Source organism: Pseudomonas sp. PA-6-3C (genome assembly GCF_021605825.1).
In the GTDB taxonomy this organism is placed as follows: domain Bacteria; phylum Pseudomonadota; class Gammaproteobacteria; order Pseudomonadales; family Pseudomonadaceae; genus Aquipseudomonas; species Aquipseudomonas edaphica.
Genome location: NZ_WKDV01000013.1, coordinates 17,357 through 30,414, shown reverse-complemented (window position 1 = coordinate 30,414; position 13,058 = coordinate 17,357). Strand labels below are relative to the sequence as shown.

Sequence of the window (13,058 nt, the reverse complement as noted above, 5' to 3'; positions counted from 1 at the left end):
GCCATGGGGTTGTGGCAACACTGAGCGGCAAACGTTCAGGGGTTGAGCGTTTATGTGTGCTCTAACTCACCTGCTTGGCCAATTGGAAATCCATGTATTCGTAAGCGATCCGTTGCGCCTGCTCCGTGTCGAAAGCGTCTCCCGACAGGGCGCCGCGCAACCACAAACCGTCGATCAGGGCCGCCAGGCCTCTGGCTGCTTTGCGTGCGTGCGGCAGCGGTAGCACTCGGCGGAACTGGCAGCACAGGTTGGAATACAGACGTTGATCGTTGATCCGCTGCAACCTGTGCAATGACGGGTGGTGCATGCTGGTGGCCCAGAAGGCCAGCCAGGTTTTCATTGCCGGTCCGTTGACCTGGCTGGCGTCGAAGTTGCCCTCGATGATCACCCGAAGGTGCGCCCGTGGGCTGTCGTCCTTCAGCGCAAGCCTGCGTTCGTGGACGTTCTCGATCAGCACATTCATCAAGTACCGCATCGTTGCGGCGATCAGGCCGTTCTTGTCCTGAAAGTAGTGACTGATGATGCCGTTCGAGACGCCGGCCAAACGGGCGATCAGCGCAATGCTGGCATCTCCCATTCCAACCTGATCGATGGCCGTCAAGGTTGCTTCGATCAACTGCTGGCGGCGTATGGGTTGCATACCGACCTTGGGCATGTAGCACCTCTCCTTAGGCCTGCCGTTGGGCGTTAAACGTCCGTCGGCTTGATGGCCAGTCTATTTTGTTTTGATTGAACGTTCAATCAACAAAGAATAAGATCTGCGACAAATGGTCGCTGCCTACAGATTTTTCCTACCTGTGAGCAACGTCCTCTGACACCTGCAAAAACCCTTGAAACAGGCCGTATCAGGGCCTGGCCACTGCCTAGGCGCGGCTCAAGAATTTTCGGGGTGTCTTTATAACACCCGTCCGTCGACTGCCGAAAAATCGATGTCCCGGGATAACCGTTGCCTTGTGTTTCTCTCTCGCACTGCCCGGAGCATCTGCGCCATGAGTTCTGCCTCTCTTATAAAGACCCCGCCGGAAAAGGTCAGGGTCAACGGTTGGGTGTTTTACACCTCCACCGCGCTCATTCTGTTGTTGACCGCCATTTTGATCATCGCCCCGCAGGAGGCCGGGCGCATGCTCGGCGTAGCCCAGGCGTGGCTGTCGAAAAGCTTCGGCTGGTATTACATGGTGGTCATCGCTGCCTACCTGGTGTTTGTGGTCGGCCTGGCGTTTTCGTCCTACGGTAAATTGAAACTGGGCAGCAAGGACGACACCCCGGACTTCAGCTACGGCGCCTGGGCCGGCATGTTGTTCTCGTCGGGCATCGGCATCTCGCTGCTGTATTTCGGGGCTTCCGAGCCTTTGGATCACTACTTCAACCCGCCCGAAGGCGCCGCCGCCAGCAATGGCGCAGCCCGCCAGGCGTTGCAGTTGACGTTCCTGCACTGGGGCCTGCACGGCTGGGCGATTTATGCGCTGGTCGGCCTGGCCGTGGCGTACTTCGCGTACCGTCATAACCAGCCGTTGGCCTTGCGTTCGGCGCTGTACCCGCTGGTGGGCGAGCGTTGGGTCAAAGGCGCGGCCGGCCACGCGGTGGACGGCTTCGGCATGTTCGTGACCCTGCTGGGCCTGGTGACGAACCTGGGGATTGGTTCGATGCAAGTGTCGTCGGGGCTTGAAAACCTGTTCGGCATGCAGCACAGCAACACTAACCTGCTGATCGTGATCATCGTGATGAGCACCGTGGCGACCATCGCTGCCGTGTCGGGTGTGGAAAACGGCATTCGCCGCCTGTCCAACCTCAACATTGTGCTGTTCAGCGGCTTGCTGATCTTTGTGCTGTTGTTTGGCCCGACCTTGCACCTGCTCAATGGCCTGGTGCAGAACACCGGTGACTACCTCAACGGTATCGTGCTGAAAACCTTCGACCTGTATGTGTACGAAGGCGACGCCGACAAGACTGAACGCTGGATGGGCCTGTGGACCTTGTTCTACTGGGCCTGGTGGATTTCCTGGGCGCCATTTGTAGGCATGTTCATCGCGCGTATCTCCCGTGGTCGCACGGTGCGTGAGCTGGTGGCCGGCGTGCTGCTGATCCCGCTGGGCTTCACCCTGGCGTGGTTGTCGATCTTCGGTAACTCGGCGCTGGACCTGGTGTTGAACCACGGTGCGGTGGAGTTGGGCAAGACGGCGCTGGAGCAACCGTCGATGGCCATCTACCAACTGCTTGAGCATTACCCGGCGTCGAAAATCGTGATCGGCGTGTCGATCTTCGTGGGCTTTGTGCTGTTCCTGACCCCGGCGGATTCCGGCGCGGTGATGATGGCCAACCTTTCGTGCAAGGGCGGCAATGTCGATGAAGATGCGCCGCACTGGCTGCGGATCTTCTGGTCGGCGGTGATCACCCTGGTGACCATCGGCCTGCTGTTCGCGGGTAACTTCGAAGCCATGCAAACCATGGTGGTGCTGGCGGGGCTGCCGTTCTCGGTGGTGCTGATTCTGTTTATGTTCGGTTTGCACAAGGCGATGCGCCAGGATGTGGCCATCGAACAGGAGCAGGCGCAATTGGCCGAACGTGGTCGTCGTGGTTTCAGCGAGCGTTTGACCGCCTTGGACCTGCAACCGAGCCAGGGCACGGTACAGCGCTTTATGGACAAACACGTTACGCCTGCGTTGGAAGAAGCGGCGAGTGTGCTGCGTGACCAAGGGCTGGAAGTGCAGACGCTGCTGGGTAAATCCAAGCGCTGCATCGGTGTGCGCATCGAGATGGAAGAGGGCAACCCGTTTGTCTATGAAGTGAGCCTGGATGCTTACTCCTCGACACCGAGCGACCTGCCCGAAGAAGAGCGCACCCGTTACTACCGGGCCGAGGTCTACCTGCACAACGGACCTCAGGAATATGACCTGATGGGCTTCGCCCAGGAACAGATCACCCGGGACGTGCTCGATCAGTTTGAAAGCCATCGGCAGCTCCTTGGCCGTGTCTATAGCTGATAGTTGAGCCGAGCGGCGCCGTCACTGGCGCCGCTGTTCCAGGCTTGGAATGAGGTCAAATGTGGGAGCTGGCTTGCCTGCGATAGCGGTGGTGAATTCACTAAAGCTATCGCAGGCAAGCCAGCTCCCACATTGACCCAGTTTCTTCAGTTGGTTTTGCGGTACCGACTAGCCCAGGTTCTTGCCCAGCAGGGCATGGTACAGCTCGCTATCCCCCAGAATCCCCACCACCTGGTTGTTGTTATGCAACACCAGCTTGTTCCCCGTGTGATACCGGATCTGCAACGCATCGCGCATGCCGATATTGGAATCCACCAGCGTCGGTACCCGGCCCAAACCTTCCACCGGTTGCCCCGGCGCCCAGTTCTGCAGGTTCAACGGCGTGCCGTTCTGGCGTGCGCCCTTGATCACATTGCCTTCGGCCAGGTCCAGCCACGAATCGCCGCCCGGGTCCAGGCTGATGGAGCCGTTGACGTGGGTGCAGTTCTCTACGGTACGCATCAGGCTGCGCCCGCACAGCACGTTCAGCGGGTTGGTATGGGCGACGAAGGTGCGCACATAGTCGTCCGCCGGGTTCAGCACAATCTCTTCCGGCACGCTGTACTGGATGATCTTGCCGTCTTTCATGATCGCGATGCGGCTGCCGAGTTTCAGCGCCTCATCGAGGTCGTGGCTCACGAACACGATGGTCTTGCTCAGCTTGCGTTGCAGCTCCAGCAGCTCATCTTGCAGGCCTTGGCGGATCAGCGGGTCGAGGGCCGAGAAGGGTTCGTCCATCAGCAGGATATCGGCGTCCATCGCCAACGCGCGGGCCAGGCCGACGCGCTGCTGCATGCCGCCGGAGAGCTCGTCGGGCTTCTTGTTACGCCATTGGGCCAGGCCTACCAGTTCGAGTTTTTCATCCACCAGCGCGCGGCGTTCTTTCTCCGGGCGGCCCTGCATCTCGAGGCCAAAGCTGATGTTCTCGCGCACCGTCAGCCACGGCATCAGCGCGAACTTCTGGAACACCATGGCGATGCGCTTGGTGCGCATCATTTTCAGCTCGGCGGGCGTGCAGGACGCAATGTCGATCTGGCGGCCTTCGTGCTCCACAAACAGCTGGCCGCGGCTTACGGTGTTGAGGCCGTTGATGCAGCGCAGCAGGCTCGACTTGCCGGAGCCGGACAGGCCCATCAGCACGCAGATCTCGCCCTTCTCAATGTCCAGGCTGGCTTTTTCAACGCCGACGATCTGCCCGGTCTTTTTCAGGATCTCGTTACGGCTCATGCCCTGGTCCAGCAGCTTGAGCGCTTCGCGTGGGTCTTTGGAGAAGATCACGTCGACATTGTCGAATCGGATAATGCTCATGCATCACCCCCTACTTTAGCGTCGGGTTGTTTGCAGATGCGGTCGAGCATGATGGCCAGCAATACGATTGCCAGGCCGGCTTCAAAGCCCAGGGCAATGTCGGCGGTGTTGAGTGCGTTGACCACCGGCTTGCCGAGGCCGTCGGCGCCCACCAGGGCCGCGATCACCACCATCGACAACGACAGCATGATGCATTGGGTAATGCCGGCGGCAATGCTCGGCATGGCGTGGGGCAGTTCAATGCGTGAGAGCAACTGACGGCGCGAGCAGCCAAAGGCCTTGCCGGCGTCCATCAACTCTTGCGGTACATCGCGGATACCCAGGTAGGTCAGGCGGATAGGCGCGGCAATCGCGAACACCACCGTGGAGATCAAGCCAGGCACCACACCCAGCCCGAAGAGGGTCAGGGTAGGGATGAGGTAGACGAAGGTCGGTACGGTCTGCATCAGATCGAGCACCGGCCGCATCATGGTGTAGAACAGCGGTTTGTGTGCGGCAACAATGCCCAGCGGCACACCGATGACCACGCAGACCAGGGTGGCGAACAACACCTGCGCGAGGGTTTCCATGGTTTCCTGCCAGTACCCCAGGTTGAGGATCAGCAGGAAGGAGGCGATGACAAAAACGGTCAGGCCCCATTTACGTTGAATAAAGTGAGCCAGCAGCGCAATCAGACCGATCAATGCCAGCGGATTGAACCAGGTCAGCGCGAACGTCACGCCGTGGATCATCGTTTCCAGGGTCGATGCGATGGCGTCGAAGTAGTTGGCACCATGTTTGGTCAACCATTCGACGAAGGCAGCGATGTACTGGCCTAGTGGGATTTTCTGTTCAGTCAGCATGGTAGTGAATGTCCACATGCGAAGGGGAAAACATCCCGGGGCAGCGCACCGCCCCGGGGTCAGCACTTACTTGGCGAGGTATTCCTTGACGGCCTCCAGACCGGGTTTGCCATCAACCGTGGTCACACCGGCGAGCCAGGTGTCGAGCACTTGCGGGTTCTTCTTCAGCCAGGCTTTGGCTGCGGCGTCGGGCTTCATCTTGTCGTCGAGGACGTTACCCATCAGGGTGCTTTCCATGTTCAAGGTGAACGACAGGTTTTTCAGCAACTGGCCGACGTTGCTGCATTCCTGGGTGTAGCCCTTGCGAACGTTGGTGTAGATGGTGGCCTGGCCGTAGTTGGGGCCGAACGAGTCGTCTCCGCCGGTCAGGTACTTCATCTTGAAGCGGGTGTTCATCGGGTGCGGTTCCCAGCCCAGGAACACGATGGCCTGGTCACGCTTGGAGGCGCGTTCCACCTGCGAGAGCATCCCGGCTTCGCTGGACTCAACCACTTTGAAACCCGCGGTTTTCAGGCCGAAGGCGTCTTTGTCGATGAGGGTCTGGATAGTGCGGTTGCCGTCGTTACCCGGCTCGATGCCGTAGATCTTGCCGCCCAGCTCATCCTTGAATTTGGCGATGTCGGCGAAGTCTTTGAGGCCCTTGTTGTACAGCGCCTCCGGGACCGCCAGGGTGTACTTGGCGTTTTCCAGGTTGGCGCGCACGGTTTCCACGGTGCCGGCATCACGGTATTGCTTGATGTCGTTTTCCATGGTCGGCATCCAGTTGCCGAGGAAGATGTCCATGTTCTTGCCGTCGGCCAGGGACTTGTAGGTCACCGGTACCGAAATCATCGTGGTGCGCGGTTTATAGCCAAGGCCCTTGAGGACTTCGCTGGTGGTCGCGGTGGTGACAGTGATGTCGGTCCAGCCGACATCGGAGAAGTTAACGGTCTTGCACTGTTCCGGTTCTGCAGCGTGTGCCAGGACTGGCAGACTCAGCATGGCGGCCAACAACAACGAGGGTGAACCTTTCATCGGGGTAGACTCCTGTGTCTTTTCTGGCGGCATTCGCCGCGCTTTATAAGTGTTGCGGTTGGGGCGTGCATCGAGGCGACGGCACGGTGCCTTGCAAACGAGTCGAGACTGATCATGTACCAGTGAAAATCTGACGCCTACAGGGGGCGTCGTATCCAGTACAGGGATGGTCGTATCCAGTGTCGGTGACGTCGCTTACAGATTTTTCCAATGGCAAAACCGCAGTTTTTACCGATCTGAACCGCTAAAAACGGCCAAAATGCCCGATCGCACGAGAGCGGCGTTGTTGAGCATGGTTACGTCGGTGTGAGACGCCGTGAAGGCAAGCAAAAGCTTGATGATGCCGCCATCTGGGCGATCTGAGCGTAGCACCTCGTTCAAGCCTGGCCGTGCTTATCGAGGAGTTCTACCGCAATGGCTATCAGTGTTTTCGACCTGTTCAAGATCGGCATCGGGCCTTCTAGTTCTCACACCGTCGGCCCCATGCGCGCCGCAGCGTTGTTCGTTCAGCACTTGCGTGAACGTGGAGTGTTGGAACAAGTACGTCGCGTTGAAGTTCAGCTATATGGCTCGTTGTCGGCCACCGGCATCGGCCATGGCAGCGACACGGCGACCATCATGGGCCTGATGGGCGAGTGGCCGGACGCAATCGACCCGGCGCAAATCGGCCTGCGTATTCACACCCTGCGCGAGACCGACACGCTCTTGCTCGACGGCCGCCTGCCGGTGCCCTTCGTCTGGGCACGCGACATGCGCCTGCTCGACGAAAACCTGCCGTTCCACCCCAACGCCATGACCCTGGTGGTGTTCGATGATGACGGCGAGTTGCACCGCGGCACCTACTATTCAGTCGGTGGTGGTTTTGTGGTGGACGAGGCCCAGGCGCAGAGCGGCGTGGCCGATATGGACCGTACCGAACTGCCGTATGATTTTTCCAGTGCTGTGGAGCTGTTGCAGTTGTGCAAGACCCACAACCTGCGCGTCGCCGAACTAATGTTGGCCAACGAAAAAACCTGGCGCAGCGAAGACGAAATCCGTAGTGGCCTGATGAAGCTCTGGCGCGCCATGCAAGACTGCGTGGAGCAGGGCCTCAGGCACGAAGGCATCCTGCCCGGTGGCCTGAATGTGCGTCGCCGCGCCGCCAAGTTGCACCGCAGTTTGCAGGAGCTGGGCAAACCGAACGTGATTGGCTCGACCTTGAGCGCCATGGAGTGGGTCAACCTCTTCGCCCTGGCGGTCAATGAAGAAAACGCCGCCGGTGGGCGCATGGTCACCGCCCCCACCAATGGCGCGGCGGGGATTATTCCTGCGGTGCTGCACTACTTTATGAAGTTCAGCGAAGAAGTCACCGAAGCCAACGTGGTCGACTATTTGCTGAGCGCTGCGGCCGTCGGGATTCTGTGCAAGAAAAACGCCTCGATTTCCGGCGCCGAAGTCGGCTGCCAGGGTGAAGTCGGTTCAGCCTGTGCCATGGCCGCTGCGGGACTTGCCGAGATCCTCGGCGCCACGCCGGAGCAACTGTGCAACGCCGCCGAAATTGGCCTGGAACATAACCTCGGCCTGACCTGCGACCCGGTCGGCGGGCTGGTGCAAGTGCCGTGCATCGAGCGCAACGCGATTGCGGCGGTGAAGGCGATCAACGCCGCGCAGATGGCCCTGCGCGGTGATGGTCAGCACTTTATTTCCCTTGACCGGGTGATCCGCACCATGCGCGATACCGGCGCGGATATGCATGACAAGTACAAAGAGACTTCGCGGGGTGGTTTGGCCGTCAGCGCAGTAGAGTGTTGATTCACTAATGCCGCCATCGCAGGCAAGCCAGCTCCCACATTTGGAATGCATTCCCCTGTGGGAGCTGGCTTGCCTGCGATAGCGGTAGTTGCAGCACCACTGCTCATAAAGTGAACACCCGAACCCAAAAGCGCCACCTTTTAGCGCGTCGCAAATAGATAAGTAGCTTGCGAACGATTCCGTGCCTCACCACTCGTCACCCGTGCGTGCGGTGACAGACTTTTCCCACGCCCGCAAAGCGCCTTCCCACAAGTGCTACCGATCTGCTCACACCCCAGAGCAGGGCCGGTCTGACGTCCATTTCTGGCCATATTCCGCACTCCCCGCGCGGGCTTATATAGACGCGTCATCAGGTCGTTTTTAGGAGTTATTGGATGGCCATTCAATTTTAGGCATGGCATTTGCTCTACCCATTCAAAGCCTCGCTCCTTGCTGGAGACGAACGCAATAACAAGAGCCTCGCCTGAGGCCATCACCCGCTTTGTGTGAGGAGATACCGCGATGACGTCGTTCAACTCCGGGGCCCAACCCCAGAACCGTGCGCCTCAATCCATCGGCTTTTTGCTGCTGGACAATTTCACGCTGATTTCCCTGGCTTCGGCAGTGGAACCGCTGCGCATGGCCAACCAGCTGTCCGGCCGCGAGCTGTATCGCTGGACAACCCTGAGTGTCGACGGCAACCAAGTGTGGGCCAGCGACGGTCTGCAAATCACCCCCGATGCCTCCATGCACAAAGCCCCGGCCCTGGACACTGTGATTGTGTGCGGTGGCGTGGGAATCCAGCGTACCGTTACCCGTGAGCACGTGTCGTGGCTGCAAAGCCAGGCGCGCCAGTCGCGTCGCCTCGGCGCCGTGTGCACAGGCAGTTGGGCCCTGGCCTGCGCCGGTTTGCTCGACGGTTTCGATTGCAGCGTGCACTGGGAATGCCTGGCGTCGATGCAGGAAGCCTTCCCGCGCGTGGCCATGAGCACGCGCCTGTTCACCCTCGACCGTAACCGCTTTACCAGCTCGGGCGGCACCGCGCCGCTGGACATGATGCTGCACCTGATCAGCCGCGACCACGGCCGTGAATTGTCGGCCGCCATCTCCGAGATGTTTGTGTACGAGCGCATCCGCAATGAACAGGATCACCAGCGCGTGCCGCTCAAGCACATGCTCGGCACCAACCAGCCGAAACTGCAGGAAATCGTCGCGCTGATGGAAGCCAACCTTGAAGAGCCGATCGACCTGGACGAACTGGCGGTGTACGTCGCCGTGTCGCGCCGCCAACTGGAGCGGTTGTTCCAGAAATACCTGCACTGCTCGCCATCGCGCTACTACCTCAAATTGCGCCTGATCCGTGCGCGGCAGTTGCTCAAGCAAACGCCGATGTCGATCATCGAAGTAGCGTCGGTGTGCGGGTTTGTGTCCACGCCGCACTTCTCCAAGTGCTACCGCGAATACTTTGGCATTCCGCCACGGGACGAGCGCGTAGGTTCCAACACCACCCAGCAAGTGGCGATGATGCCGATTCCGCAGGCGCTGGTGTTGTCACCGTTGTCGGGGCCGATGTCGGCGTTGAGCCAGGCGCGTAATGAGTCGACGTTTGCCAGTGTAAGGCTTTAGACCGAGGTGGCTTTATCGCAGCGATGCGGCGACCCGACAAGCCAGCTCTCCCATTTGAATTGTGAACCCAGTCAAATGTGGGAGCTGGCTTGCCTGCGATAGCGGTCTATCAGGCGCCCGAGCTTTGTTTGAACTGCACCAAAGCCGGCAACAACTGCTTGTCGATCGCCTGGCGCACCGCCGGCAAAATCGTCGCGCTGCCGGTGTACATCTGCTCCACCATGCCCTTGAGTGCCTTGGCCCGTGCGGCACTCAAACCGCGCACCGCACACTCGCAAGCCTGCTCGGCGCTGGCGCCGCTGGATACCTCAAAACCCAGCGAGCGCAGCTGGCTCAGCAGGTCATCCTGGTCAATCAAGTCCGCGTGCATCATGACGTTTATCCTGGTGTAGGGAACGGGATTGAATGGGATTCTGGTAGGCCCTCGGCCGGTCGGCAAGGGCAGAATCGGCGAATGGCTCAGATGGCTATGAACAGGTCGTTTTCGGGTCATTTACCGATAGCAACAATAGGCACACTGGAGGCCAGGCACGCACCTTGAAGGTTTGGTCACCCTCGGGATGTCACGCTCACACCAAGCACTCTGCCCCGATCCAGTCACGGCTGGCCCGGGGCTTTTTTTTGCCGGGGTTTGTGGGAGCTGGCTTGCCTGCGATGGCCGCACCCCGGTCTACCTCTGCAACACCAATATCCGGGACAACAACTCATCCCGATCAATGTAACAACCCTGAAAATGCCGCGCTCCCGAAGCCGGGTCAAACGCATTGCGCGCATGCAAGGTGCGGCGGTTATCAAAGCACCACAACTCACCCGGATTCAGGCGTTTGACCAGTCGAAAACGGTCTTCCCGCGTCATCGCAATAAAGCGCCGATACGCCCGATACAACAACGGCATCTGCTCCACCGGTGCCTCAAACGGCCCGCGCAAAAAGTTGGCCATGCGGATCTCCGCTACATCGCCCAAGGCATCCAGCGCAATGATCGGGGCCAGGCGGCGGTAGTCGCTGTGCCGGTCTTTATTGCGAAACTCCACCGGGATTTCACACAGGGCGCGAAACGCCTCGGGGTCTTCGCTGCGCAGCGCATGGGCGATGGCAAACCCATCGACAAAAATGCTCTCGCCGCCGGTAGCTTCGTTCACCAGGCAATGCAGAAACTGCAGCCCCGGCTGCAACTCCCGTGTCGGCAAATCACTGTGCAGCGGCAGGTTGAAAGCGGTGTAGGCGTTACTGTCGGCATCGGCCCTGGACTGCACGTTGAACAGCACGCCGAAGTTGCTCTCGCGGATAAACGAAATACGCTTGGCGATCAGTGCCAGCGAGCCTGGTTCGGTGGGCACGCCACGGATTTGCGTAAGGCCGCCGTCACGCAAGGCCAGCAGCCATTGCAACAGGGCTTTGGGGTCTTCCATCACCGCTGAGTATTCAAATATGGGCAGTTCGAAGGTGCTGCCCCACAGTTGCGACTGGGGTTTGGCAGCGCGGCGTTCGGCGCGTGATTGATCGTCATAGGCATGGGCGCGCAACCAGCCTGGATCGTACTGGCTGCGATGGCCGCCGTACCATTCCACGCACAGAAAACCTTGATCGATGCGCGCGCTTAGGGCGCGCAGATGCTCGTCCACATCGACAATTTCCAGCACCTGCTCGCGGGTCACGCTGTACACGCATTGGGCACAGGGGCAGTTGTCCCGCAGCCACTGATGATGGAACGGGCTGACCCGCCCATCGGCCCACTGCACGCGAATCTGGTTGTCCAGTACCTGCGCCTCGGCAAGGTCGCAGATCTTCGGGTAAGTACGGAAATCGGCAACAGCGGCGGCGGTTTGCATGGTGATTCCTTATTGTTTTTTGGGTGGTAATCCGATCACTCGGCCCAGCAAGGCAGGGCGCGGCAGATCGGCCTGTTCGGCACTGATGGTTGCCAGTTTCTCCAGCGTGGCCTCGGTAAACGGCGCTGAATGCGGCCCCGCCAGATCGACGTGCAGCAGCATCTGCTCGTTGCCGGCCAACTCCTTCGCGTCGCCCACAAGGTGCAGGCTGTGATAGAGGTGCAACCGCTTGGCGTCGTGGGCGATCAGTTGGGTGTGCACCTCCACCTCGGCGCCGAGTTTTACTTCGTGCAGGTAGTTCAGGTGCAGTTCCAGGGTGAACAGCGAGTGGCCGCTGGCTTCGCGGTTTTCGCTGTCCAGCCCGAGGGTGTCCATCAGCGCGTCCGTGGCGTAGCTGAAGATCAGCAGGTAAAACGCATCACGCAGGTGGCCGTTGTAATCCACCCAGTCGGGCTGGATGTGGGTGGTGTAGGTGGTCAGTGCAGGCATCACATATATTCCAGAATGTATGCAGTCAAAATGTGGGAGCTGGCTTGCCTGCGATGGCGATGGTGAATTTTGCATCGCTATCGCAGGCAAGCCAGCTCCCACACAGATCAACAGCGGTTATTCAGCGAAGCTCATGCCGTGTTTGGCTTTGGTGGTTTTCACCGCTTCCAATACCGCCAGCAAGCAATCATCACGATAGCGCTCCAGCGCCGAAATGCTGTGTTTACCCAACTGATCGCTGGTGCCGTCGACCACATCGTCAATCAACTTGTCGGTCAGCTCCGGCGCCGGCAAATACGTCCACGGCAACTGCAACGCCGGGCCGAACTGGGCCATGAAGTGGCGCATTCCGGCATCACCGCCCGCGAGGGTGTAAGTCAGGAATGTGCCCATGAACGACCAGCGCAAACCGGCGCCAAAACGAATCGCGTCATCGATCTCGCCCGTGGTTGCCACGCCATCATTGACCAGGTGCAACGCCTCACGCCACAGCGCTTCGAGCAAGCGGTCAGCGATAAACCCCGGCACTTCCTTACGCACATGCAGCGGGCGCATGCCGAGGGATTCATACACCTTGATCGCCGCCTGAATTGCCTCCGGCGCGGTGTTCTTTCCGCCCACCACTTCCACCAGCGGCAACAGGTAAACCGGGTTGAAGGGGTGGCCGACCACGCAGCGTTCCGGGTGGGTGGAACCTTCGTAGAACTCGCTCGGCAACAGACCTGAAGTGCTCGAGCCAATCAGCGCATTCGGCTTGGCCGCTGCACTGATCTTGCTGTGCAGTTCGAGTTTCAGCTCCAGGCGTTCCGGGGCGCTTTCCTGGATGAAGTCGGCGTCTTTTACACATTCCTCAATGGTGGTTACAAAGCGCAGGCGATCCTGAGAGGCGCCCGGCGCCAGGCCTTGTTTCTCCAAGGCGCCCCAGGCGTTGGCAACACGTTTGCGCAGCGCTGCTTCAGCGCCAGGCGCCGGGTCCCAGGCCACCACATCCAGGCCGTGGGCCAGGGCGCGGGACACCCAGCCGCTGCCGATAACACCGCTGCCGAGGGCGGCGAAGGTTTTGATTTCGGTGATAAAGCTCATGTCGACAATCCCTGAATAATTCGGTGATCAATGTGGGAGCTGGCTTGTCGAATCGTCGCACCGCTGCGATATCGG

General features: G+C 59.8%; 11 protein-coding genes. 3 read left to right on the top strand and 8 right to left on the bottom strand.

Annotated elements, in window-relative coordinates:
* Positions 1-61: 61 nt before the first annotated feature.
* Complete coding sequence (betI, locus tag GIW48_RS11175) at positions 62-655, bottom strand: transcriptional regulator BetI (RefSeq protein ID WP_010207128.1); 594 nt, start codon at positions 653-655, stop codon at positions 62-64.
* Between the two features lie 391 nt (positions 656-1,046).
* Here betI and GIW48_RS11170 point away from each other — a divergent pair, with 391 nt between their 5' ends.
* Complete coding sequence (locus GIW48_RS11170) at positions 1,047-2,981, top strand: BCCT family transporter (RefSeq protein ID WP_236460539.1); 1,935 nt, start codon at positions 1,047-1,049, stop codon at positions 2,979-2,981.
* A 168-nt stretch (positions 2,982-3,149) separates the two neighbouring features.
* Here the strand turns inward: GIW48_RS11170 and choV are convergent, their stop codons facing one another.
* From choV to GIW48_RS11155, 3 genes are all read right to left on the bottom strand, one after another.
* Positions 3,150-4,328 carry a choline ABC transporter ATP-binding protein gene (gene choV / locus GIW48_RS11165; RefSeq protein ID WP_017139375.1) on the bottom strand — a complete coding sequence of 393 codons (1,179 nt, stop codon included), beginning with the start codon at positions 4,326-4,328 and terminating at the stop codon, positions 3,150-3,152.
* Positions 4,325-5,170 (bottom strand): choline ABC transporter permease subunit, encoded by an 846-nt coding sequence (gene choW, locus GIW48_RS11160; RefSeq protein WP_017139374.1) that lies wholly within the window; start codon positions 5,168-5,170, stop codon positions 4,325-4,327. Before choW ends, choV begins: the two co-directional genes overlap by 4 nt.
* A 66-nt stretch (positions 5,171-5,236) precedes the next feature.
* Entirely contained in the window at positions 5,237-6,184 is a 948-nt protein-coding gene (locus tag GIW48_RS11155) for a choline ABC transporter substrate-binding protein (protein ID WP_099550374.1), read from the bottom strand.
* Between the two features lie 414 nt (positions 6,185-6,598).
* On the opposite strand from GIW48_RS11155, the gene GIW48_RS11150 reads away from it, so the two are divergent.
* Both GIW48_RS11150 and GIW48_RS11145 read left to right on the top strand, forming a co-directional pair.
* On the top strand, positions 6,599-7,975 hold the full coding sequence (locus tag GIW48_RS11150; RefSeq protein ID WP_236460534.1) for an L-serine ammonia-lyase: 1,377 nt from the start codon (positions 6,599-6,601) through the stop codon (positions 7,973-7,975).
* A 501-nt stretch (positions 7,976-8,476) separates the two neighbouring features.
* Positions 8,477-9,580, top strand: a complete 1,104-nt coding sequence (locus GIW48_RS11145; RefSeq protein WP_005792167.1) for a GlxA family transcriptional regulator — start codon at positions 8,477-8,479, stop codon at positions 9,578-9,580.
* A 109-nt stretch (positions 9,581-9,689) separates the two neighbouring features.
* Here the strand turns inward: GIW48_RS11145 and GIW48_RS11140 are convergent, their stop codons facing one another.
* The 4 genes from GIW48_RS11140 to GIW48_RS11125 form a co-directional block, all read right to left on the bottom strand.
* Entirely contained in the window at positions 9,690-9,953 is a 264-nt protein-coding gene (locus GIW48_RS11140) for a hypothetical protein (protein WP_017139371.1), read from the bottom strand.
* 297 nt (positions 9,954-10,250) lie between these two features.
* Entirely contained in the window at positions 10,251-11,411 is a 1,161-nt protein-coding gene (locus GIW48_RS11135) for a gamma-butyrobetaine dioxygenase (protein WP_236460535.1), read from the bottom strand.
* Positions 11,412-11,420: 9 nt separating this feature from the next.
* The gene (locus GIW48_RS11130) at positions 11,421-11,900 is read right to left on the bottom strand and encodes a thioesterase family protein (RefSeq protein WP_170036870.1); all 480 of its coding nucleotides are present in this window, start codon (positions 11,898-11,900) and stop codon (positions 11,421-11,423) included.
* Positions 11,901-12,017: 117 nt separating this feature from the next.
* Positions 12,018-12,983 carry an L-carnitine dehydrogenase gene (locus tag GIW48_RS11125; protein WP_170036872.1) on the bottom strand — a complete coding sequence of 322 codons (966 nt, stop codon included), beginning with the start codon at positions 12,981-12,983 and terminating at the stop codon, positions 12,018-12,020.
* Between the last annotated feature and the right edge of the window lie 75 nt (positions 12,984-13,058).

Coding starts and splice junctions, on each gene's coding strand:
- betI (WP_010207128.1), bottom strand. CDS start 655: ATGCCCAAGGTCGGTATGCAACCCATACGCCGCCAGCAGTTGATCGAA.
- choV (WP_017139375.1), bottom strand. CDS start 4,328: ATGAGCATTATCCGATTCGACAATGTCGACGTGATCTTCTCCAAAGAC.
- choW (WP_017139374.1), bottom strand. CDS start 5,170: ATGCTGACTGAACAGAAAATCCCACTAGGCCAGTACATCGCTGCCTTC.
- GIW48_RS11155 (WP_099550374.1), bottom strand. CDS start 6,184: ATGAAAGGTTCACCCTCGTTGTTGTTGGCCGCCATGCTGAGTCTGCCA.
- GIW48_RS11150 (WP_236460534.1), top strand. CDS start 6,599: ATGGCTATCAGTGTTTTCGACCTGTTCAAGATCGGCATCGGGCCTTCT.
- GIW48_RS11145 (WP_005792167.1), top strand. CDS start 8,477: ATGACGTCGTTCAACTCCGGGGCCCAACCCCAGAACCGTGCGCCTCAA.
- GIW48_RS11140 (WP_017139371.1), bottom strand. CDS start 9,953: ATGATGCACGCGGACTTGATTGACCAGGATGACCTGCTGAGCCAGCTG.
- GIW48_RS11135 (WP_236460535.1), bottom strand. CDS start 11,411: ATGCAAACCGCCGCCGCTGTTGCCGATTTCCGTACTTACCCGAAGATC.
- GIW48_RS11130 (WP_170036870.1), bottom strand. CDS start 11,900: ATGCCTGCACTGACCACCTACACCACCCACATCCAGCCCGACTGGGTG.
- GIW48_RS11125 (WP_170036872.1), bottom strand. CDS start 12,983: ATGAGCTTTATCACCGAAATCAAAACCTTCGCCGCCCTCGGCAGCGGT.